Consider the following 22,580-nt stretch of genomic DNA (forward strand, 5'->3'; position numbering starts at 1 on the left):
TTTAGTGAGCCTGCCAGACAAGCCGCGGCGACTGCGCCACGGGAGCGTCAGGAACCGCCGCCCACCACGCCGCGCAGGCAGCACGCCAGGCGTCGAGGCTATCCTTCGGGCCCGTCACGGTGACTTCCCCGTCCACGGCGGTCGCCCACGCAGCACCGCAGTAGTACGTGCCGCCGTCGTTTGTTAGACGGGGGTAGGGATCATACAGGTCCTGCAGGTTGGCCAGCAGGTAGGTGGGCCGCTCATCGGTGCGGGCGGACAGGATGCTGTGGGTGGTGTCGACGCCGGTCAGGACGGCCGCGGTGGCATAGCCGGCGCGGTTGCCGCCCAGGATGTCCGTATCCAGCCGGTCGCCCACAACCAAGGGCCGGTCGGCGCTCAACCGCTTAGCGGCGGCGTGGAAAAGTGGCGCCTCGGGCTTGCCTGCCACCAGCGGTTTTTTTCCGGTGGCGGCCGCCACAGCCGCAACCAAAGTGCCGTTCCCGGGGGCGATGCCCCGGGCCTGCGGAATGGACATGTCCGTATTCGTTGCGAACCATTGGGCTCCGGCGGCCACCACGTACGAGGCTTCCGCCAGGTCCTTCCAGCCAAGCTCCGGGCTGAACCCCTGTACTACTGCCACCGGATTCTCAGCGGCGCTGTGTACCGGTTTCAGGCCCACCAGTTCGATCTCGTGCGCCAAGGCCGCGCTTCCCGTAATGAGCACGCGTGCGCCCTGGGGCAACATGGACGCCAACAATTCGCCCGCCGCCTGGGATGAGCTGACCACTTGGTGGTCCTCTGCAGGCGCGCCCAGTTCACGAAGGTGCGCCGCAACCTGCGCGGGAGTCCGGGACGCGTTGTTCGTCACGTAACCAAGGCCCACACCGACGGTGGCAAGGCGCTGGAGCGACTCGATGGCACCCGGGATGGCATGCGGTCCGGCATAAACGACGCCGTCAAGGTCGGACAGGACGGCGTCGTACGCCGAGATCAGTGAATCAGCCATTCCGGTTGCCTTCTCCTGCTTCCTCTTGGCCTTCTTCCTGCTCTTCGCCGGCGTCCTCGTCTTCCTCTTCGTCGGCGTCTTCGTCAATGGAGTCGATGTCCGATTCCGTGTCATCGGACTCGAAGTAGTCCGACTCGGCGTCGTCCACTTCAACGTCGTCGTGGGCGGCGTCCGCTGCCGCAGCTTCAGCGATGACGGTTTCCGGTTCAGCCTGCACGACGTCGGTACCGCCGTCGGTCTTCTGGAAACGCGGCTTACGCGCGGCCGCCTCTTCCTCCTCGTCCCAGCCCAGGTCAAGGATCTCGGGCTCAGCGAACTCGCCGACGCCGAGGGCGTTCTCCGCCACGACAGCCTGGCGCTCCCACTTGGTGGCCTCCTCGGCACGACCTGCCGCCGTCAGAGCTTCCGCATAGGCACGGAACAGCCTCGGGCTGTAGGAGAACGCACGATTAATATCCAGCTGCGGAATCTCGAGCTCAGCGACGGCCGCATCCAGCTGGTTGAGGTCCGCGCGGGCACCCGACGCCACAATGGCCAATTCCACCTTGCCTGGAGCATCGAGGTCCTGGGCCTCTGGTGAGCGGACCATATCCAGGGCACGGTCCGGGCGGCCCAGTCCACGCTCGCAGTCGGCCATGACCGGCAAGTGCGCGTTGGAGCCGCTGATTCGGCGGTAGGTACGGAATTCCCGCAAAGCCTCGCCGTAGTGGCCGGCAGCATACGCCGTCAGCCCCACAGCTTCGCGAACGGCCGACAAGCGACCCCCACGGCGGCTGGCTGCCAGGGCGTGCTGGAAGGCAAGCTCGGGCTCTATATCGATCAGGCGTCCGGCCATGACCAAGTGCTTGGCAACCCAGCCGGCACTCTGGTCTTCAAGTGTGTTGATCTGATGGGCAGTTGCCCGGTCCAATTCGCGTCCCGTGACATCGGGATCGATTTCCGGCGAACGCTCGCGGTCAGGGCGGTTGGCACTGCGGATGTCCCGGGCATTCGGGACGCGGGCGGGACGGTCTTCCCTGGGACCTCGGTCGCTGCCGAACGAGCGGCGGTCGCCGCTGTCACGGCGGGGACGGTCATCACCATCGCGACGGGGGCGGTCAAAGTTCCGCGGTCCACGCTCCGGACGATCACCAAACGGCTTACGATCACGATCGCCACCAAAGGAACGACGATCATCACCATCACGACGCGGACGGCCATCACCATCGCGACGGGGACGGTCAAAGTTCCGCGGTCCACGCTCCGGACGATCACCAAACGGCTTACGATCACGATCCCCACCAAAGGAACGACGATCATTACCATCACGACGCGGCCCATCGAAGTTGCGGGGTCCGCGCTCGGACCGCTCGCCGTAGGGCCTGCGGTCGCCTGAGTCACGGCGGGGCCGATCTTCATTGTCGCGACGGGGGCGATCAAAATTCCGCTGACCGCGGTCGGGACGCTCGCCATAGGACCTGCGGTCGCCGTCGCCGAAAGGCCGCCGCTCTCCGTCACGGGCAGGACGGTCGCCGGAAGGCTTACGATCACCATAGGGGCGGCCGTTGTTATTGCCGTCCCGGTTCTCGCGGGAACGGAAGCCCCGCGGGTCACCGCCGGAGTTGTTGTTGGCGCGGAACGACCCGCGGTCACTGCGGTCTCCGCCAAAGTTTCCGCGATTACCGCCGCGATTGCCGCCGTTGTGCTCAGCCATTATGGATTCCTCCTGTTGCGAGCCGACCAGTGGCGCGTGCGTAGTCGCTCATAACCCGTATTTCGTTATCACGCGGCCAGCACCTTTAAAGCCCGGCCCGTATGTCTTATGCAATTCTAGGCGACCGCGTCGCAGCGACCGAACCCGGAGCCCGGCCCGAACCCCACTCGTGGTAAGACTCACAGCCGCGTCAGCGGCTTGTATGGCCAGGTGTCGAATGGGTTTTAAATGCAGTGAGCCCCGACCGTCGTGGTCGGGGCTCACTGTGTAATTTATGTCCGGCGGTGTCCTACTCTCCCACACCCTCCCGGGTGCAGTACCATCGGCGCTGTGGGTCTTAGCTTCCGGGTTCGGAATGGGACCGGGCGTTTCCCCCACGCTATGACCGCCGTAACCTTGTTACCCGTCCCCCGCCTGTGGTGGGGGTGGGAAGTGTGTGTGGTTACAACTGTGGTGCTTGTTTAGTTGTGTTGTTGTGTTGTTGTGTTGGTGTTCCCGGGTTGTTGGTTGGGAACCACATAGTGGACGCGTGCAGTGTGTTGTGTGTGGTGTAAGTTGTTGGCCTATTAGTACCGGTCAGCTTCACGAGTCTTTAGTCCTCGCTTCCACATCCGGCCTATCAACCCAGTGGTCTGGCTGGGGGCCTCTCACACATAATGTGTTTGGAAATCTCATCTTGAAGCGAGCTTCCCGCTTAGATGCTTTCAGCGGTTATCCCATCCGAACGTAGCTAATCAGCGGTGCACTTGGCAGTACAACTGACACACCAGAGGTTCGTCCGTCCCGGTCCTCTCGTACTAAGGACAGCCCTTCTCAAATTTCCTGCGCGCGCAGCGGATAGGGACCGAACTGTCTCACGACGTTCTAAACCCAGCTCGCGTACCGCTTTAATGGGCGAACAGCCCAACCCTTGGGACCTACTCCAGCCCCAGGATGCGACGAGCCGACATCGAGGTGCCAAACCATGCCGTCGATATGGACTCTTGGGCAAGATCAGCCTGTTATCCCCGAGGTACCTTTTATCCGTTGAGCGACGGCCATTCCACAATGTACCGCCGGATCACTAGTCCCGACTTTCGTCCCTGCTTGAGATGTCTCTCTCACAGTCAAGCTCCCTTGTGCACTTACACTCGACACCTGATTGCCAACCAGGCTGAGGGAACCTTTGGGCGCCTCCGTTACTTTTTAGGAGGCAACCGCCCCAGTTAAACTACCCATCAGGCACTGTCCCTGACCCGGATCACGGGCCGAAGTTAGATGTCCAAAGTGACCAGAGTGGTATTTCAACGATGACTCCACCCGAACTGGCGTCCGGGTTTCAACGTCTCCCACCTATCCTACACAAGCCACTCCGAACACCAATACCAAACTATAGTAAAGGTCTCGGGGTCTTTCCGTCCTGCTGCGCGTAACGAGCATCTTTACTCGTACTGCAATTTCGCCGAGTTTATGGTTGAGACAGCGGGGAAGTCGTTACTCCATTCGTGCAGGTCGGAACTTACCCGACAAGGAATTTCGCTACCTTAGGATGGTTATAGTTACCACCGCCGTTTACTGGGGCTTAAATTCCCAGCTTCGCCCGCAAAGGGGCTAACCGGTCCTCTTAACCTTCCAGCACCGGGCAGGAGTCAGTCCGTATACATCGTCTTGCGACTTCGCACGGACCTGTGTTTTTAGTAAACAGTCGCTTCCCCCTGGTCTCTGCGGCCCACACCCGCTCCACAACGCAAGGTCGTTTCACGGGGCAGGCCCCCCTTCTCCCGAAGTTACGGGGGCATTTTGCCGAGTTCCTTAACCATAATTCTCTCGATCGCCTTGGTATTCTCTACCTGATCACCTGTGTCGGTTTGGGGTACGGGCGGCTAAAACCTCGCGTCGATGCTTTTCTAGGCAGCATAGGATCACCGGATCCCCCCATGCGGGGGTCCCATCAGATCTCAGGATCGTGCTCGAAACACACAGGAACGGATTTGCCTATCCCTGACCCTACATCCTTGGACCGGGGCTACCATCGCCCGGCCCGGCTACCTTCCTGCGTCACACCTGTTAATACGCTTGCCTCCCGGGATCAGGTCCCAGCACCAGCCCAACCATCACACCACAAGTGGCGCAACAAGAAAGACCGGCGGTGGTTAGTATCCCCCGTTCAACATGGGCGGTTTTTCGCCGGTACGGGAATATCAACCCGTTGTCCATCGACTACGCCTGTCGGCCTCGCCTTAGGTCCCGACTTACCCAGGGCAGATTAGCTTGACCCTGGAACCCTTGATCATTCGGCGGACGGGTTTCTCACCCGTCTTTCGCTACTCATGCCTGCATTCTCACTCGTGTAGGCTCCACCGCTGGTTTACACCGCGACTTCACCGCCCACACGACGCTCCCCTACCCATCCACACCCCTGAACCACGAAGGCTAGGGTAATGCGTGAATGCCACAACTTCGGCGGTGTACTTGAGCCCCGCTACATTGTCGGCGCGGAATCACTTGACCAGTGAGCTATTACGCACTCTTTCAAGGATGGCTGCTTCTAAGCCAACCTCCTGGTTGTCTAAGCAACTCCACATCCTTTCCCACTTAGCACACGCTTAGGGGCCTTAGTTGGTGGTCTGGGCTGTTTCCCTCTCGACTATGAAGCTTATCCCCCACAGTCTCACTGCTGCGCTCTGACTTACCGGCATTCGGAGTTTGGCTGACGTCAGTAACCTTGTAGGGCCCATCGGCCATCCAGTAGCTCTACCTCCGGCAAGAAACACGCAACGCTGCACCTAAATGCATTTCGGGGAGAACCAGCTATCACGGAGTTTGATTGGCCTTTCACCCCTACCCACAGCTCATCCCCTCCATTTTCAACTGAAGTGGGTTCGGTCCTCCACGACGTCTTACCGTCGCTTCAACCTGGCCATGGGTAGATCACTCCGCTTCGGGTCTAGATCACGCCACTGAACACGCCCTGTTCAGACTCGCTTTCGCTACGGCTTCCCCACACGGGTTAACCTCGCGACGTAACACTAACTCGCAGGCTCATTCTTCAAAAGGCACGCCATCACACCCATACAACCCCGAAGGGCTGCAGATGCTCTGACGGATTGTAAGCACACGGTTTCAGGTACTGTTTCACTCCCCTCCCGGGGTACTTTTCACCTTTCCCTCACGGTACTGGTCCGCTATCGGTCATTAGGAAGTATTTAGGCTTATCAGGTGGTCCTGACAGATTCACACGGGATTTCTCGGGCCCCGTGCTACTTGGGATCCTCTCCAAAGGCGGTGCCACACATTACGGTTACGGGACTCACACCCTCTCTGGCCGGCCTTTCAAGACCGTTCACCTATACGCACACCCACACCCCACCGGTCCGGCAGAACCAGCACGGAAAGTCCCACAACCCCGCCCACGCAACGCCCGCCGGCTATCACACATGGAACGGTTTAGCCTCATCCGCGTTCGCTCGCCACTACTAACGGAATCACTCTTGTTTTCTCTTCCTGCGGGTACTGAGATGTTTCACTTCCCCGCGTTCCCCCCACGCACCCTATGAATTCAGGCACGGGTCACACAATCACCTCACAGCGTTGTGCGGGGTTTCCCCATTCGGACATCCTGGGATCACCGCTCGGTTATCAACTCCCCCAGGCTTATCGCAGATTCCTACGTCCTTCTTCGGCTCCTAATGCCAAGGCATCCACCGTGCGCCCTTAAAAACTTGACCACACAAAACCACAACCCCAACGGGCCGCGGCTGATGCACTCAATCAATTCGAGAGAACCACGACCACAAAAGGGCCAGGTTCATTCATCAAAGAAATTGCTAGAACACACAACCCACACCCCCAAAAAGAGTGCAGGACCATGTGTCCAGATGCTCGCGTCCACTATGTAGTTCTCAAACAACAACCCCGTCAACCACACCCACCCCACACAAACACGAGGGGGGTGCCGGCCGCAGGAACAACAAGAAACACCAGGATTCCCTGCATTGCTGCAAAAAGGCCCTGTTGCCTCAGGACCCAACAGTGCGCCAAACACAACCCGGCAACGAACACCCCGGACCGCTTTCCCAACACCCCCCCACACAAAAGTGCGAAAAGGGGCTGCCGTACTCACGCCAGGACACCACCACCAACAGGCCATGCCAAAAACTTGATTTGCTGATATTCCACCCATGAGCACCCACCGCAGAACAGACGCCTGCGCAATGGGCAACACTGACAACCCCGGAACCCGCCCATGCAGGCAGACCCGGACGCCGTTAGCAGCTCCTTAGAAAGGAGGTGATCCAGCCGCACCTTCCGGTACGGCTACCTTGTTACGACTTAGTCCCAATCGCCGGTCCCACCTTCGACGGCTCCCCCCACAAGGGTTAGGCCACCGGCTTCGGGTGTTACCAACTTTCGTGACTTGACGGGCGGTGTGTACAAGGCCCGGGAACGTATTCACCGCAGCGTTGCTGATCTGCGATTACTAGCGACTCCGACTTCATGGGGTCGAGTTGCAGACCCCAATCCGAACTGAGACCGGCTTTTTGGGATTAGCTCCACCTCACAGTATCGCAACCCTTTGTACCGGCCATTGTAGCATGCGTGAAGCCCAAGACATAAGGGGCATGATGATTTGACGTCGTCCCCACCTTCCTCCGAGTTGACCCCGGCAGTCTCCTATGAGTCCCCGGCCGAACCGCTGGCAACATAGAACGAGGGTTGCGCTCGTTGCGGGACTTAACCCAACATCTCACGACACGAGCTGACGACAACCATGCACCACCTGTAAACCGGCCGCAAGCGGGGCACCTGTTTCCAGGTCTTTCCGGTCCATGTCAAGCCTTGGTAAGGTTCTTCGCGTTGCATCGAATTAATCCGCATGCTCCGCCGCTTGTGCGGGCCCCCGTCAATTCCTTTGAGTTTTAGCCTTGCGGCCGTACTCCCCAGGCGGGGCACTTAATGCGTTAGCTACGGCGCGGAAAACGTGGAATGTCCCCCACACCTAGTGCCCAACGTTTACGGCATGGACTACCAGGGTATCTAATCCTGTTCGCTCCCCATGCTTTCGCTCCTCAGCGTCAGTTACAGCCCAGAGACCTGCCTTCGCCATCGGTGTTCCTCCTGATATCTGCGCATTTCACCGCTACACCAGGAATTCCAGTCTCCCCTACTGCACTCTAGTCTGCCCGTACCCACTGCAGAACCGGAGTTGAGCCCCGGTCTTTCACAGCAGACGCGACAAACCGCCTACGAGCTCTTTACGCCCAATAATTCCGGATAACGCTTGCGCCCTACGTATTACCGCGGCTGCTGGCACGTAGTTAGCCGGCGCTTCTTCTGCAAGTACCGTCACCCCCAAAGAGGGCTTCTTCCCTACTGAAAGAGGTTTACAACCCGAAGGCCGTCATCCCTCACGCGGCGTCGCTGCATCAGGCTTTCGCCCATTGTGCAATATTCCCCACTGCTGCCTCCCGTAGGAGTCTGGGCCGTGTCTCAGTCCCAGTGTGGCCGGTCACCCTCTCAGGCCGGCTACCCGTCGTCGCCTTGGTAGGCCATTACCCCACCAACAAGCTGATAGGCCGCGAGTCCATCCAAAACCACAAAAAGCTTTCCACCCCCCACCATGCGATGAGGAGTCATATCCGGTATTAGACCCAGTTTCCCAGGCTTATCCCAGAGTCAAGGGCAGGTTACTCACGTGTTACTCACCCGTTCGCCACTAATCCCCGGCGCAAGCACCGGATCATCGTTCGACTTGCATGTGTTAAGCACGCCGCCAGCGTTCATCCTGAGCCAGGATCAAACTCTCCGTTCAAAAACAAAAAACGAAACACAACCACCCCCACCGGAAATCACGGCAAGAAGCAGCTGCAAATCTGAAACCAGCTGAAAACCAAACCACCACACACGGGGGTGCGCAATGGCCCGGCAAAAAATTCAACCAATCAAAAAACAATCGGTATCAACAAACTTGGCACACTATTGAGTTCTCAAACAACAGGTCACTAATCCAAAGCAGTACCACCACCAACCACAAAGGCCAGCAGATCGCTCCGGAGCAACTTTTCAAACTTACCCGAACCAGCTCGGTCTTGGCAAATCAGCGTTTCCGCGATTCAGACCGGGGTTTCGGCCCCGCCCGGCAAAAGTCGCTCATAAAAGCGAACCATTTTCAGGCTGTTATCAAGGGGTTTGGCCTCCGCGGCTTCCAGCCTCAGGCTGTCTCACTCGCGGCGACTCAGAAGACATTACACGCCTCTACCCCGACTTACAAATCGGCCTGGAACCCGCCCAAATGCCCTGAAACACAGGGGGAACGGCGCGAAAACAATCCCAGTCATCAAAACTGCGCTTCCGTGAGCCCCATCACCTACCCCTTCCGGCCCTTGGAATCCCGGTGGCAGAGCAACTCTGGAAGACCGACGGGAGGTGATAGAGCAACTCCGCAAGACCGACGGGAGGTGATAGAGCAACTCTGCAAGACCGACGGGACGTGATAGAGCAACGCCGGAAAGGGGGTGGGAGGTGATAGAGGAACGGGAGGGGTATGCCGAAGGCCGGCAACCACTGGGGTTGCCGGCCTTCGGGATGACGCGGGACGGGTGCTTAGGCCGAGACTTCCACGGTGGCAAGGTTCTTCTTGCCACGCCGAAGCAACAGGTACCGGCCGTGAAGGAGCTGCTCCTGTGCCACCACGGCGTCGGGGTCCGAGACTTTGGCGTTGTTCACGTAGGCACCTCCCTCCCCTACGGTCCGGCGGGCTGCTGACTTGCTGTCGGACAAACCGGATGCAACCAGGAGGTCGATGATTCCCAAGCCATCGGCACCGACGGTTGCCGACGGAAGTTCCGCCGTTGCGGCAGCAAGGGTCGGCTCGTCGAGCACGGAGAGATCGCCATTGCCGAACAGCGCAGCCGAGGCAGCAATGACCTTCTCGGTCGCTTCCACGCCATGGACCAGGGACGTCACCTCGTACGCAAGCTTCTTCTGGCCTTCGCGGGCGAAAGGCCGTTCTGCCACGGACTGCTGCAGCTCTTCGATCTCCGCACGGGTCAGGAACGTGAACACCTTGAGGCGATCAACGACGTCGGCATCAGCAGTGTTCAACCAGAACTGGTAGAAGGTGTACGGGCTGCACATCTCCGCATCCAGCCACACGGCGTTGCCCTCGGACTTGCCGAACTTGGTGCCGTCGGAGTTGGTAATGAGCGGCGTGCCCAGGGCGTGGACGCTCTTGCCCTCCACCTTGCGGATCAGTTCGGTGCCGCTGGTCAGGTTCCCCCACTGGTCCGAGCCGCCGGTTTGCAGCGCACAACCGTACTCGCGGAAGAGCTCAAGGTAGTCCATGCCCTGGAGGATCTGGTAGCTGAACTCCGTGTAGCTGATGCCCTCATCAGAGTTCAGGCGGGACGCTACGGCATCCTTCCGCAACATGGTTCCCACGCGGTAGTGCTTGCCGATTTCCCGCAGGAAATCGATGGCACTCAGCGGCGCAGTCCAGTCCAGGTTGTTGACCATGCGGGCGGCGTTGTCGCCGTCGAAACTCAGGAAGCGGCGTACCTGCCCCTGGAGCCTGCCGACCCATTCCGCAACGGTGTCCTTGGTGTTCAAGGTGCGTTCCGCCGTCGGACGCGGGTCCCCGATCAGGCCGGTCGAACCGCCGACCAAGCCCAGCGGCTTGTGGCCTGCCAGCTGCAAGCGACGCATCAAAAGCAGCTGCACGAGGTTGCCCAGATGAAGCGACGGTGCGGTGGGGTCGAAGCCACAGTAATACGTGATCGGGTCCCCGGCGAGCAGCTTTTCCAGTTCCGTTTCATCGGTGGAAACGTGCACCAGGCCGCGCCATTTGAGCTCCTGCCAGATGTTGGCAAAGGCGGGATCGTTGTGTTGGGACTCGATGTTGTTTACGTGTGACACGAGATCTAAGTTAGCAGGATTGACCACCCCGGATTGCCTACCGTTCAATGCCGGCGGGCAGGGGTGCGGCCGTGATGAGGCGAAGGCGCTGCGTCGGCCGGGTCATGGCGACGTAAAGGTCCCCCACTTTGCCGTGCTCGTGATTGAGCATCGCGGCCGGTTCCAGCACCACGACGCCGTCGAATTCCAGGCCCTTGGCCTCCTTGGGACTGATCACGACGATGTCCTGCTCGTAGCTGCCGGCACCTGTCCCGATGCGCTTGCCGTAGGCTTCCCGCAGTGCCGCGGCGGCTGCCGGCAGCAAGGGACCATCGGCAATAACGGCGAGCAGGCCGCCGTCGATCGCGTCGATTTCCTCCGGCAGGACTTCCACCAACCGCTGAACGATGCCATCCTCGTCGACACGGTCAACGATGGGTGACCATTTGCCTTCGCGGACGGCCTTCGGCGCGGAGACAACCAGGCCCGCGCGGTTCGCCATGCGGACGGCGGCCTCGGCGATCTGGGACGGCGTGCGGTAGTTGACCGTCAGTTCTTCCAACGTCCAGCGGTCACCGAACGACGGCGCCAAGGCACTTTGCCAGGAATTGGCACCTGCCGCGGCACTCGTTTGGGCGATGTCGCCGACGATGGTGAAGGACTTCAGCGGGCAGCGTCGGACAAGGAGGCGCCACTGCATGGGCGACAATTCCTGTGCTTCGTCAACCACGATGTGCCCGAAGGCCCACGACCGGTCGCTGGTGGCCCGTTCGGCGGCCGTCAGGCGGTTCTCGCGTTCCTGGTTTTGTTCAGCCAGTTCCTCGGCGGTCATGAGGACGTCGACGCCCATGGCCTCCATGTTGGCGAGGGTCTGCTTGGCGTTGGCAAGATCGCGGGCGCGGTCTGCTTCTTGTTGCGCCAGTCCCCTGCCGGCGGCCGGATCCAGTTCGCCCAGCAGCTCGGCTGCTTCATCGAGCAACGGAACGTCCGCTTCGGTCCACGGCGCATCTGCCGGTCGCTGGAGCAGGGCACGCTGTTCCGGGGTCAGGTGCGGCGTGCAGGCCTCCAGGATGGCGGGCTTGCTGAAAAGTTCGGAGATGAGCTTTTCAGGCGTCATGGGCATCCAGCACAGATTGAGCATGATGCGCACATCGCGGGCGGTCCGGACATCTTCGGCGAGGTAGGCGCGGTCCGCATTGTTGCCGATGTTGTCGGCTTCCACCTGTTCGGTGAGCTGCTCAGTGAGTTCGCGCAGGAGGATCTTGATGAACGTCAGCCGCGCCTCGTTGTGGGGCTTGCCGGTAGCGCGGGCTTTGTCCCGCGCCCGGCGTACCTGGCGCTCAGTGAGTGTGAGCTTGCGGGAATCGACTTCCAGGATCCGGTCCTTGCCGGGGGTCCGCTGCCTGTTGGCGACGGCGTTGGCCACCACTGCGGCCATGTCCAGCTTGCCCTTGAGCGCAGCGACGTCGGCGTCCTGCTCCGGCACCGCGTTGATGCCGGGCATGAGACGGCCCAGGCTGGCCATCACAACGCCGGTTTCGCCGAGCGATGGCAGCACGCGTTCGATGTAGTGCATAAAGGATGAGGACGGGCCCACCAACAGGACACCGGCACTCTTGAGCCTGTCCCGGTGGGTGTACAGCAGGTATGCGGCACGGTGCAGGGCGACTGCGGTCTTGCCGGTACCCGGCCCGCCTTGCACCACCAAAGCACCGGAAATGGAGGAGCGGATGATCCTGTCCTGCTCGGACTGGATGGTGCCGACGATGTCGGACATGCGCCCGGTACGCTTCGAGTTCAGTGCAGCCAGCAGGGCACCTTCGCCCTGCAGGGAGTCGTCATCGGCAAGCATGTCAGCATCCAGGACGTCGTCCTCGATCGCTTTTACCTCACGCCCCTGCAGGATGAGGTGGCGACGGCGGCGCACACCCTGGCGATCGAACGCTGTTGCCTGGTAGAAATGCCCGGCTTCAGGGGCGCGCCAGTCGACCATGAGCCGCTGGAGGTCGGCCGTGGACAAACCGATGCGGCCGATGTACTGGGCTTCACCGTTGTCCAAATCGAGGCGGCCAAAGACCAAACGATCGTCGACGGCGTCGAGCTGGGCCAGGCGGTCCTCGTACAGTGCTGCGAAGGCGTCCCGTTCAGAAACGTTTTGCATGGTTCCCACGGCACCGGCTTTGCGAACCTGCGCCAGCTGGGCGCGCTTCTCTTCGCGCAGCTCATCGAGCCGGGCATACAACCCGGCAACGTATTCCTGCTCGTGAACCAAATCAGCGTCGTGCATCGAAACCGTAACCCCTATCGAAAAAGACAGACCGTCCATTCTACAGCGATTTTGTTAAATACGTCGGGCGCATGCCACATATCGGAAACGCCGGGCGCGGGACCACCCGGGGGTAGGCATCATGCCGGTTTGCGGGGGCTTTTGGGCCGTGCCGCCTTGTACCGGGAAACGGTGGGGTCATCCTCGATCCAGAACCGCCACGGATACTCCGTGGTTCCTCCGGGTCCGGCAACGCCGACGCGTGGACCACTGGCCACTGCAGAGGCCGCGAACTCAGGCAACCGCACACTGAAAGGTGCGGCGAGCGCATCCCGCCCGGTGTCCGCCGTCGTAAGCCCCAATGCAGACGCGAGACGGGCCGGTCCGCTGGCCAAATCCTTGTGTGCCTTGGACGCAGGCCGGCGCGCGGCAGCGAGCTCTTGGCCGGCCACGATCTCGCCCGCCCGCAGAAGGAGCGCCGAGGGCGAGCCATCCGGTCCGCACACGATGTTGGCGCAATAGTGCATCCCGTAGGTGAAATAGACGTAGAGGAACCCTGCCGGACCAAACATTGGCGCGTTCCTGGCCGTGCGTCCGCCGTAGGTGTGCGACCCCGGGTCCGGATGGGCGGAATCCCGGGGGCCCAGGTAAGCCTCCACCTCTGTCAACCGCACTGACACCGGGCCTGCCTCCGACTCGTGCGTCAGGACCGCCCCAAGAAAAAGCGGGGCGATGGTCCGCGGGTCTCCGCTGAGGAAATCACGGACAGCACGGGGGTCGCTGGCGGGGCTGGCTGTCATAGACCGACCATAGCAAGCCGCCTCGGAGCCCGCGTCCGATTTCCGCTAGCAGCGATGGTGCCGGGCTGGGAGGATAGGTCCATGGACTTCTGGCAGCGCTACCGGGCGATCGACACCCGCGACCCCCGGTTCGATGGCCAGTTCTACACCGCTGTGCGTTCCACCGGGATCTACTGCAGGCCCTCGTGCCCCGCACGGACACCCAAGCCCGGGAACGTCACGTTCTACGAGACCTCGGCCGCTGCCCACGAGGCCGGCTACCGGGCGTGCAAGCGATGCCTGCCCGAGGCCGTGCCCGGGACCCCTGCATGGAACGTCCGGTCCGACGTTGCGGGCAGGGCAATGCGCCTGATCAACGACGGCGTGATCAACCGCGAAGGCGTTGACGGCCTCTCCCGCAGGCTCGGTTACTCGACGCGCCAACTCAACAGGATCCTGAGCCACGAACTCGGCGCCGGCCCCCTGTCGCTCGCCCGGGCAAGCCGCGCACAAACTGCCAGGACGCTGCTGGTATCCACGGACATGCTGTTCTCCGATGTGGCCTTTGCCTCGGGATTCAACAGCATCCGGCAGTTCAACGACACCATCGGCGAAGTCTTCGCCATGACCCCGACGGCGTTACGCGGCTCTGCCGCAAAGTCCCCGGCGCGCCGGGGGTCCGCCGGCCCGGCCCCGGCGCCGGCGTCGCTGACACTGAATCTCCCCTACCGGGAACCCTTCGACGCCGGGATCTTCGATTTCCTTGCGGCAAGGGCGATCCCCGGCATCGAGGCAGCCACCGTGGAGGAGGGGCGCAGGAGCTACTCCCGTTCGCTTCAGCTCCCCCGCGGCCAGGCATCTTTTACGGTGTCGTTTGGCCCAGCGGGTGCGGTCGACCGGGGCTCCGGCGGTTCGCGGCTGCAACTCCGGGCCACGTTGGCGGATCTTCATGACCTTCCGGCACTCCTGAGCCGGGTGCGGCGCCTGTTCGATCTCGACGCCGACCCCCTGGCCATTGATGAGGCACTGAGCGTCGATCCGCGGCTGCGCGGGAGCGTAGTGGCGCTGCCGGGTATCCGGTTGCCCGGGGCTGTTGATCCCGCGGAGCTACTCATCCGCGCCATGATCGGCCAACAGATCACGGTGGCGGCCGCCCGGACCGCGCTAACGCAACTATCCGTTCTTGGGACTCCCGTCGGCAGGGGCACAGCCGGACCCGATCGACTTTTCCCGACGGCGGCCCAGATCGCCGAAGGCGGGCGGGCGCTGCTCCGGGGGCCGCAGCGAAGAATTGACGCGTTGATTTCAACGGCTACCGCCATGGCCGACGGCAGTGTTGACTTCGGTTACGGCGACGACGAAGCAGCCCTGGCCCGGAAACTGCTTCCGCTTCCCGGGATCGGGCCGTGGACCGTGGGCTACGTGGCCATGCGGGTGCTTGGCGCGCCCGACGTTTTCCTTGGCAACGATGCCGCTGTGCGCAACGGGCTGAAAGTTGTGGCTGACGGGTCAGGGCTGAGCGCCGATTTCCGTGAAGTGAGTCCGTGGCGTTCTTATGCAGTGATGCACCTGTGGCGCGCGGCGGTCAAGCCCTGACATGCCAAACGTCGCACTTCCACGCGCCCGACGACGGCGGCCACGTGCGCCGTCGAGCCTTTCTGCGGGAAGTGGTAGAGGGTTGCCCGAAACCCGACGGGAAGTGATAGAGGAACGGGGGGGTTAGCGGGCCGGCTGGGTGGGGACACCTGCGGGCCAGGGCAGCAGGTCCGGGAGGTCCACGCCGTCGGCGGCTGCGGTGGCGCGAAGGCTGCCAAGGCTCGGTTCCCGTCCGGCGAGCCAGGCCGCGATGTCCGTGAGCATCCCGGTGATGGCAATGGAGGTACCGCCATGGCCAAGGGTCAGCGGGGCCAGCCCCGTGGGCTGCAGGACGAACTTGTAGTCGGCCGGGACACGGGGTTCAAGGAAGCTGAACAAGTGCTCGCAGAAGGGACGGCTCCACGTCTCCGGCCCGTAGCCCATGCCCAGGTCCGAGGCATGGATGGTGAGTTCGCGCCAAAGCGCCAGGCCGCCGTCGAACACCGTTCCGTCGCGGTAGCTGATGGGCGCCTGCCAGCCGTTCGGTTCCAAGCTGTCGAAGGCCGCAACTGCGGCGTTGACGGCGGTGGTCACTGAAGCGGTGTGGTCGGCGAGGCTGTGTCCGGCAGCAAGTTCGATCGCCTTCGTGCGGCCTTCCATGCCGCCGTCATACAGTTCGATCTTTTCGCCCCGCTGCGCGTATTCCAGTTGCCGGGCCATGGCATTGCAGATTCCAACGATGTGGGCCAGTACGTGTCCGCGTGTCCAGCCGGGGAGTTCAGATGGCCCGGTGACGGACGATTCGTCCATGGTGGAGAGAAGACGGGTGACGGTGCCGGCGGCTTTGTGAAGCTCTGCGGGCAGCGTCTCAGCTGTGATCGGGGTCATAGCGCCATGCTAACGCACCCCTGAATCAAGAGCGGGACAGCTAAAGCAAGGGCGGGACGGTGCCGGAAGGCACCGTCCCGCCACGGGTCAAGCAGGCTATGACGCGTAGGAGCGTGCTGCGTCCAGTTCCGCTTCGAGAGCCTTGAGTTGGCGTTCGACGGCGGCCGGCGCGGTTCCGCCCTGCGAGTTACGGCTGTTGAGCGAACCTTCGGTGCTGAGGACGCTGCGGACCTCGGGAGTCAGGTGCTCCGAGATCGCGGCGTACTCATCATCGCTCAGGTCCCAGAGCTCCACGTTGCGGCTTTCAGCCTGCTTCACTGCCGCCCCGGAGAGCTCGTGCGCTTCACGGAACGGCACGCCCTGGCGGACCAGCCATTCTGCGATGTCCGTGGCCAGGGCGAAGCCCTGCGGAGCCAGGGACTCCATGCGCTCAGTGTTGAACTTCAACGTGGCGATCATGCCGGACACGGCCGGAAGCAGGAGCTCCAGGGTGTCGGCGGCGTCGAAGACCGGTTCCTTGTCTTCCTGCAGGTCGCGGTTGTACGCGAGTGGCAGGCCCTTGAGCGTGGCCAGCAGGCCGGTGAGGTTTCCGATAAGGCGCCCCGCCTTGCCGCGCGCGAGCTCGGCAACGTCCGGATTCTTCTTCTGCGGCATGATGGAGGACCCCGTGGAGTACGAGTCATGCAGGGTCACGAAGGAGAACTCCTTGGTGGCCCAGAAGATGACTTCCTCGGAAATCCGGGACAGGTCCACGCCGATCATCGAGCAAACCCAGGCGAACTCGGCGAAGACGTCGCGGGACGCTGTGCCGTCGATCGAGTTGTGCACGGCCGAGTAGAAACCCAGGTCCGCAGCAACCGCTTCGGGGTCCAGTCCCAGTGAGGACCCTGCCAGGGCTCCGGAGCCGTAGGGTGACACACCCGCGCGCTTGTCCCAGTCCTGGAGCCGCTGGACATCGCGCAGCAGCGCCCAGGCGTGGGCCAGGAGGTGGTGGCTCAGCAGGACCGGCTGGGCGTGCTGCAGGTGCGTACGGCCAGGCATGGCTACACCGGGGTGTGCCTTTGCCTGCTCCACCAGGGCATCGATCGTGGCGAGGACGCCCCGGGCAATGATCCGGGCGTGGTCACGCAGGAACATGCGCCCCAGCGTTGCCACTTGATCGTTGCGGGACCGGCCGGCGCGCAGTTTTCCGCCCAGCCGGGCACCTGCCCGCTCGATCAGGCCGCGCTCCAGGGAACCGTGGACATCCTCGTCGCTCTCGGCCGGGAGGTAAGCGCCACTGGCGACGTCCTCGTCCAGCTGCGTGAGGGCAGCGAGCATGCCTTCGAGCTCTGCGTCGTCCAGGAGTCCGGCCTTGTGCAGCACGCGGGCGTGCGCCTTGGACCCGGCGATGTCGTAGCGGGCCAGCCGCCAGTCAAAGTGCGTGGACTTGCTCAGTGCGGCCAGGGCGTCTGCCGGGCCGCCGGCGAACCGGCCGCCCCACAGTGCACCTTCGTTTGTTGCTGACGTCATTCGCCGGCAACCCGCAGATCGCGACCCGAGGCAACCTTGGAGGACATGCCCCACAGCTCGATGAAGCCGCGGGCCATGGACTGGTCGAAGGTGTCGCCGGTGTCGTAGGTGGCAAGGTCGAAATCGTACAGCGAGGTATCCGAGCGACGCCCGTTGACGATTGCCTGGCCGCCGTGGAGGACCATGCGGATGTCACCGGAGACGTACTTCTGGGTGTCCTCGATGAACGCGTCCAGGGAGCGCTTCAGCGGGGAGAACCACTGGCCGTCGTAGACCAGCTCGGACCAGCGCTGGCCCACCGTTGCCTTGAAACGGGCCTGTTCGCGCTCGATCGTCACATCTTCGAGGTGCTTGTGCGCGGTGATGAGCGCCATGGCACCGGGAGCTTCGTAGATCTCGCGGGACTTGATGCCGACGAGGCGGTCCTCGACGACGTCAATGCGGCCAACACCCTGGGCGCCGGCACGGCGGTTGAGTTCCTGGATGGCCTGCAGCGGGGTGACCTTCACGCCGTCGATCGCGACCGGGATGCCGGCCTGGAAGGAGATGGTGACTTCATCCGGTGCCGGCGGGAATTCCGGGGTAGCCGTGTAGTCGTAGATGTCCTTGGTGGGAGCGTTCCAGATGTCCTCGAGGTAGCCGGTCTCGACGGCGCGTCCCCAGACGTTCTGGTCGATCGAGTACGGGTTCTTCTTGGTGGTCTCGATCGGCAGGCCCTTTTCTTCGGCGAAGGCAATGGCCTTGTCGCGCGTCAAGGCCAGGTCGCGGACAGGTGCGATGCACTTCAGGTCCGGGCCGAGGGTCTGGATGCCGACTTCGAAGCGGACCTGGTCGTTGCCCTTGCCGGTGCAGCCGTGGGCGACGGTGGTGGCGCCGAATTCGCGGGCAGCCTTCACGAGGTGCTTGACGATCACGGGACGCGAAATAGCGGACACCAGCGGGTAGTGGCCCTGGTAGAGGGCGTTGGCCTTCAAAGTGGGCATCGCGTATTCGTTGGCGAACTCGTCGCGGGCGTCCGCGACGTAGGCCTCGACGGCGCCGCAGCCCAAGGCGCGCTGGCGGATGGTCTCGAGGGACTCGCCGCCCTGTCCAACGTCAACTGCTACGGCGATGACCTCGGCGCCGGTAGCTTCACCGATCCAGCCGATGGCTACGGACGTATCGAGGCCACCGGAGTAGGCCAGAACAATGCGCTCAGTCACGAGAGTGCTCCTTTGGTTGTTGCTTGGTTGTATCTAATGCTTGAAGAAAAATCGTTCAGTTGCCGGGTCCGGCTTCCTCGGCCAATTGCAGGAAACGGGCCGCCAGTTCCGCCCCGCCGTCAGGATCGCGTGCCACCAACATCACGGTGTCGTCGCCTGCGATCGTACCTAAAACGGACGGCATCACGGAGTGGTCGATGGCCAGGGCAAGGAAATTCGCCGCACCCGGCGGTGTTCGGAGGACCACGATGTTGCCCGATGCCTCGGCCGTCACAAGCAGTTCGCCGCAGAGGCGGCTGAGCCGGGCATCAAGGATTTCCTGTGTGACACCGCTCTTGGCGTGCCGCTCTCCCCCTTCGCCGGGAACGGCGTAGACCAAGGCGCCGTCTTTGCCCCGCACCCGGACGGCGCCAAGTTCCACGAGGTCCCGCGAGAGGGTCGCCTGGGTGACCTGGACGCCGTCGTCCGCGAGCAGGGCCGCGAGCTCTGCCTGCGAGCGCACCGACTCGCCCGTCAGGATCGCGGTGATGCGCGCCTGCCGGGCAGTCTTGGTGGCCGGGCTGGCGCCCGGAACGGTCGGGTTGACGGACACTAGAACGTGCTCTCGCCGGTTCCCTCGACGGGTGCGAGGCCGTCGACAAACGCGAGCCCGGAGCGGTGCATCAACCAGGCCATGAGTGCTTTCTGGGCGTGGAGGCGGTTCTCCGCTTCGTCCCACACGATGGACTGCGGTCCGTCGATGACGCCGGCGGAGATCTCGTAACCGCGGTAGGCAGGGAGGCAGTGCAGGACGACGGCGTCGGGAGCTGCCTGCGCCATGGCGGCCTCGTCCACGGAGTAGTCCCGGAACAGTTGCAGGCGGGCTTCCTTCTCCGCTTCCTGTCCCATGGAAACCCAGGTGTCGGTGGCCACGACGTCAGCTCCCTTGAGGGCCTCTTTGGCGTCCGTGGTGATGAGTACCGAACCTCCGGTCTCTGCGGCCCGCTGCTCTGCCGCAGCCACAATCTCCGCGGCGGGCAGGTAGCCATCGGGGCCGGATATCCGCACGTGCATCCCTGCGGTCACCCCGGCCAGCAGGTAGGAGTTGGCCATGTTGTTGGCGGCGTCACCCAGGTACGCCATGGTGAGTCCGGCCAGCTCCCCCTTGTGCTCCTTGACCGTCAGGAGGTCGGCCAGGAGCTGGCAGGGGTGGTAGTCGTCGCACAAGGCGTTGATGACGGGCACCTTGGAGTTTTCCGCCATCGCCACCAGGCCCGCATGGGCGCCGGTGCGCCACACGATGGTGGACACCATGCGCTCCAGGACCTTGGCGGTGTCCTCGACGGACTCCTTGTGCCCGATCTGTGCTTCGCCCGGATTGATGATGAGCGCGTTGCCGCCCATGTCCGCCACGCCGGCTGCGAAGGAAACACGCGTCCTGGTGGAGGTCTTGTCAAAGATCACGGCGACCGTCTTGCGTCCGCTTCCCTCCGCGGCATACGGCTGGACGCTGTAGGGGGCGGCTTTCATGCGGACGGCCAGTTCCAGGACTTCGGCTTGTTCAGCCGGTGTCAGGTCCGTGTCCTTGAGGAAGTGCCGGGTGCTGGTGGAAGGAGTAGTCACTGTGCGTCCTTAGCGGTGGTGGCGGTAGCCGTTGCGATCAAGGAAGGGAGGGCGGCAAGGAACCGGTCAGCCTGTTCGGTGGTCAGGATGAGCGGTGGTGCCAGGCGGATGGTCCGCGGGCCGGGGCTGTTGATGATGAACCCGGCGTCCAAGGCTGCCGTGACCATTGCGGGGGCAATGTCGGCTGTCAGGTCGAAGCCGATCAGAAGGCCTTCTCCGCGGACTTCGGTAACGCCGTCGACGGCGGCAATTCCGGTTCGCAGGTACTCCCCCACAGACTGCACGTTCTGCAGCACGCCCTGGCTTTCGATGGCGTGCAGCGTCGCTAGCGCCGCGGCGGTTGCCACCGGGTTCCCGCCGAAGGTGGTGCCGTGCTGCCCGGCGGTGAGCAGGGCCGACGTCGTACTTCCGAACGTCACCAGGGCGCCGATCGGGAAGCCGCCGCCCAGGCCCTTGGCGAGCGTGATGGCGTCCGGAACAATTCCGGCGTCTTCGCTGGCCAGCCATTTGCCGGTGCGGCCGATGCCCGTCTGGACTTCGTCCAGGATCAGGAGTGCGCCGGCTGCGGTGGTTGCCTCGCGGGCTGCCCGGAGGTAGTCGGCGCCGAGCGGACGCACGCCAGCCTCACCCTGGATGGGTTCCAGGAACACTGCGGCGGTGGAATCGTCGACGGCGGCACGCAGGGCCTCTATGTCGCCGAACGGGATGTGGACCACGCCGCCGGGCAGGGGTTCGAACGGTGCCCGGTACGCTTCCTTGGCGGTGAGGGCGAGGGCCCCCATGGTGCGGCCGTGGAAGGCGCCTTCGAGGGCAATGATCTTGGTACGTTTGCCGTCGCCGCTGTTCCGGCGGGCCAGCTTGAAGGCTGCCTCGTTGGCTTCGGTTCCGGAGTTGGCGAAGAACACCTTGGAACCGGCCGGTGCGTGGCTGATGGCCAGGAGCTTCTCCGCGAGCGCGATCTGCGTCGGGCTGGTGAAGAAGTTGGAAACGTGCCCGAGCGTGGACAGCTGGCTCGAAATCACGGACGTCACGAACGGGTGCGCGTGGCCGAGGGCGTTGACGGCGATGCCGCCGAGGAGGTCAAGGTATTCCTTGCCGTCCGCGTCCCAGACGAGGCAACCGGCGCCACGGACGAGCACCCGTTGCGGGGTGCCGAAGACGCCCATGAGCGAGGACGAGTAACGGGCCAGCCAATCGGCGCCTGAACTCTGGGTGACAAGCGTCGACGCCGCGGCTTCCGCCAACTGTGTTTCGTTGCTGCTCATGCGTTTACTTCCTGGTCCGGTACTACCTGTGTGCCGATGCCCGCCGTCGTGAAGGTTTCCAGCAGCATCGAGTGGGCGAGCCGCCCGTCCACGATGTGGGCGCGTTCCACGCCCTCGTCGATTGCCTTCAGGCAGGCGGCCATCTTGGGAATCATTCCCGATTCCAGGCGCGGCAGCATGTCCCGGAGTTCGGACGCCCTCAGCGACGAGATCAGCGAGGACTTGTCCGGCCAGTTCGCGTAGAGCCCTTCAACGTCTGTGAGGATAACGAGCTTCGAGGCTCCCAGCGCCGAAGCAACAGCCGCTGCGGCGGTATCGGCGTTGACATTGAGGACCTGCCCCGTGGTCTGGAAGCCGGTGGCGTCGTCGATGATCTCCGGCGCGACCGTGGAGATCACGGGGATGCGTCCTGCGTCGAGGATGTCCTTGATCCCCGTGGGATCGACGCCGACCACCTCGCCCACCAGGCCCAGGTCCACTTCTTCGCCGTCAACGACGGTTCCGGTCCGGACGGCACGGAGCAGGCCGCCGTCTTCACCGGACATACCCACCGCATAGGGTCCATGCGAGTTGATGAGCCCGACGAGTTCGCGTCCCACTTGGCCTGTGAGGACCATGCGGACTACGTCCATGGCCTCGGGCGTGGTGACCCGGAGGCCCCCTTTGAATTCGGATTCGATGCCGAGGCGTCCGAGCATGGAGTTGATCTGCGGACCGCCGCCGTGGACCACCACGGGGTGGATCCCGACGTGGTGGAGGAACACGATGTCCTCGGCGAAGGCACGGCGGAGTTCGTCGTTGACCATGGCGTTGCCGCCGTATTTGATGACCATGGTGGTTCCGGCGAAGCGCTGGATCCAAGGCAGGGCCTCAATGAGGGTCCCCGCTTTGTCCTGGGCGTCGGCCATGGACGTGGTGTCGCGCGTGTGTGCGGTCAT

The 22,580-nt window shown here is 63.1% G+C and carries 14 protein-coding genes and 3 rRNA genes; 2 read left to right on the forward strand and 15 right to left on the reverse strand.

The annotated features are described in order from the left end of the window. Window position 1: 1 nt before the first annotated feature. Together HMI59_RS13620 and HMI59_RS25705 are read right to left on the reverse strand one after the other, a co-directional pair. Window positions 2–988 carry an HAD-IIA family hydrolase gene (locus tag HMI59_RS13620; protein WP_193591607.1) on the reverse strand — a complete coding sequence of 329 codons (987 nt, stop codon included), beginning with the start codon at window positions 986–988 and terminating at the stop codon, window positions 2–4. Next, window positions 981–1,898 carry a hypothetical protein gene (locus HMI59_RS25705; RefSeq protein WP_227471389.1) on the reverse strand — a complete coding sequence of 306 codons (918 nt, stop codon included), beginning with the start codon at window positions 1,896–1,898 and terminating at the stop codon, window positions 981–983. The genes HMI59_RS13620 and HMI59_RS25705 overlap by 8 nt, the downstream gene beginning before the upstream one ends. Between HMI59_RS25705 and HMI59_RS25710 the strand changes: the two genes are divergently transcribed. Next, window positions 1,878–2,363: a hypothetical protein gene (locus HMI59_RS25710; protein WP_227471390.1), complete on the forward strand. Its 486-nt coding sequence runs from the start codon at window positions 1,878–1,880 to the stop codon at window positions 2,361–2,363. The genes HMI59_RS25705 and HMI59_RS25710 overlap by 21 nt on opposite strands. A 594-nt stretch (window positions 2,364–2,957) precedes the next feature. Here HMI59_RS25710 and rrf read toward each other — a convergent pair. The 6 genes from rrf to HMI59_RS13655 form a co-directional block, all read right to left on the reverse strand. After that, window positions 2,958–3,074 (reverse strand): 5S ribosomal RNA (gene rrf, locus HMI59_RS13630). A gap of 152 nt (window positions 3,075–3,226) precedes the next feature. Further along, window positions 3,227–6,388, reverse strand: a 23S ribosomal RNA gene (locus HMI59_RS13635). 555 nt (window positions 6,389–6,943) lie between these two features. Beyond that, window positions 6,944–8,472, reverse strand: a 16S ribosomal RNA gene (locus HMI59_RS13640). The 16S, 23S and 5S rRNA genes sit together here, the layout of an rRNA operon. A gap of 791 nt (window positions 8,473–9,263) precedes the next feature. Beyond that, window positions 9,264–10,574 carry a tyrosine--tRNA ligase gene (gene tyrS / locus HMI59_RS13645; protein WP_193591609.1) on the reverse strand — a complete coding sequence of 437 codons (1,311 nt, stop codon included), beginning with the start codon at window positions 10,572–10,574 and terminating at the stop codon, window positions 9,264–9,266. 37 nt (window positions 10,575–10,611) lie between these two features. Continuing rightward, entirely contained in the window at window positions 10,612–12,840 is a 2,229-nt protein-coding gene (locus HMI59_RS13650) for an AAA family ATPase (RefSeq protein ID WP_193591610.1), read from the reverse strand. Between the two features lie 119 nt (window positions 12,841–12,959). Then, window positions 12,960–13,619, reverse strand: coding sequence for a DNA-3-methyladenine glycosylase (locus HMI59_RS13655; RefSeq protein WP_193591611.1), 660 nt, complete (start codon window positions 13,617–13,619; stop codon window positions 12,960–12,962). 81 nt (window positions 13,620–13,700) lie between these two features. Here HMI59_RS13655 and HMI59_RS13660 point away from each other — a divergent pair, with 81 nt between their 5' ends. Next, window positions 13,701–15,194, forward strand: a complete 1,494-nt coding sequence (locus tag HMI59_RS13660; protein ID WP_193591612.1) for an AlkA N-terminal domain-containing protein — start codon at window positions 13,701–13,703, stop codon at window positions 15,192–15,194. Between the two features lie 123 nt (window positions 15,195–15,317). Here the strand turns inward: HMI59_RS13660 and HMI59_RS13665 are convergent, their stop codons facing one another. The 7 genes from HMI59_RS13665 to argB all read right to left on the reverse strand — a co-directional run bounded on the left by HMI59_RS13665 (window position 15,318) and on the right by argB (window position 22,580). Further along, complete coding sequence (locus tag HMI59_RS13665; protein ID WP_193591613.1) at window positions 15,318–16,061, reverse strand: maleylpyruvate isomerase family mycothiol-dependent enzyme; 744 nt, start codon at window positions 16,059–16,061, stop codon at window positions 15,318–15,320. Window positions 16,062–16,157: 96 nt separating this feature from the next. Continuing rightward, on the reverse strand, window positions 16,158–17,573 hold the full coding sequence (argH, locus tag HMI59_RS13670) for an argininosuccinate lyase (RefSeq protein WP_193591614.1): 1,416 nt from the start codon (window positions 17,571–17,573) through the stop codon (window positions 16,158–16,160). Further along, window positions 17,570–18,775, reverse strand: a complete 1,206-nt coding sequence (locus HMI59_RS13675) for an argininosuccinate synthase (RefSeq protein ID WP_021474290.1) — start codon at window positions 18,773–18,775, stop codon at window positions 17,570–17,572. The genes argH and HMI59_RS13675 overlap by 4 nt, the downstream gene beginning before the upstream one ends. A gap of 55 nt (window positions 18,776–18,830) precedes the next feature. Beyond that, window positions 18,831–19,367, reverse strand: a complete 537-nt coding sequence (locus HMI59_RS13680; protein ID WP_021474291.1) for an arginine repressor — start codon at window positions 19,365–19,367, stop codon at window positions 18,831–18,833. Next, window positions 19,367–20,377: an ornithine carbamoyltransferase gene (gene argF / locus HMI59_RS13685; protein ID WP_166184050.1), complete on the reverse strand. Its 1,011-nt coding sequence runs from the start codon at window positions 20,375–20,377 to the stop codon at window positions 19,367–19,369. The genes HMI59_RS13680 and argF overlap by 1 nt, the downstream gene beginning before the upstream one ends. Further along, window positions 20,374–21,642, reverse strand: a complete 1,269-nt coding sequence (locus HMI59_RS13690; protein WP_166184048.1) for an acetylornithine transaminase — start codon at window positions 21,640–21,642, stop codon at window positions 20,374–20,376. Before HMI59_RS13690 ends, argF begins: the two co-directional genes overlap by 4 nt. Next, complete coding sequence (gene argB / locus HMI59_RS13695; RefSeq protein WP_166184047.1) at window positions 21,639–22,580, reverse strand: acetylglutamate kinase; 942 nt, start codon at window positions 22,578–22,580, stop codon at window positions 21,639–21,641. The genes HMI59_RS13690 and argB overlap by 4 nt, the downstream gene beginning before the upstream one ends.

This window comes from Paenarthrobacter sp. YJN-5 (assembly GCF_015040095.1).
GTDB classification, from domain to species: Bacteria; Actinomycetota; Actinomycetes; order Actinomycetales; family Micrococcaceae; genus Arthrobacter; species Arthrobacter ureafaciens.

Bases quoted from the DNA above. Each gene is read 5' to 3' on its own strand.
- HMI59_RS13620 (WP_193591607.1), bottom strand. From the start codon at position 988: ATGGCTGATTCACTGATCTCGGCGTACGACGCCGTCCTGTCCGACCTT.
- HMI59_RS25710 (WP_227471390.1), top strand. From the start codon at position 1,878: ATGGGCAGTTGCCCGGTCCAATTCGCGTCCCGTGACATCGGGATCGAT.
- HMI59_RS13650 (WP_193591610.1), bottom strand. From the start codon at position 12,840: ATGCACGACGCTGATTTGGTTCACGAGCAGGAATACGTTGCCGGGTTG.
- HMI59_RS13655 (WP_193591611.1), bottom strand. From the start codon at position 13,619: ATGACAGCCAGCCCCGCCAGCGACCCCCGTGCTGTCCGTGATTTCCTC.
- HMI59_RS13660 (WP_193591612.1), top strand. From the start codon at position 13,701: ATGGACTTCTGGCAGCGCTACCGGGCGATCGACACCCGCGACCCCCGG.
- HMI59_RS13665 (WP_193591613.1), bottom strand. From the start codon at position 16,061: ATGACCCCGATCACAGCTGAGACGCTGCCCGCAGAGCTTCACAAAGCC.
- argH (WP_193591614.1), bottom strand. From the start codon at position 17,573: ATGACGTCAGCAACAAACGAAGGTGCACTGTGGGGCGGCCGGTTCGCC.
- HMI59_RS13690 (WP_166184048.1), bottom strand. From the start codon at position 21,642: ATGAGCAGCAACGAAACACAGTTGGCGGAAGCCGCGGCGTCGACGCTT.
- argB (WP_166184047.1), bottom strand. From the start codon at position 22,580: ATGACCGCACACACGCGCGACACCACGTCCATGGCCGACGCCCAGGAC.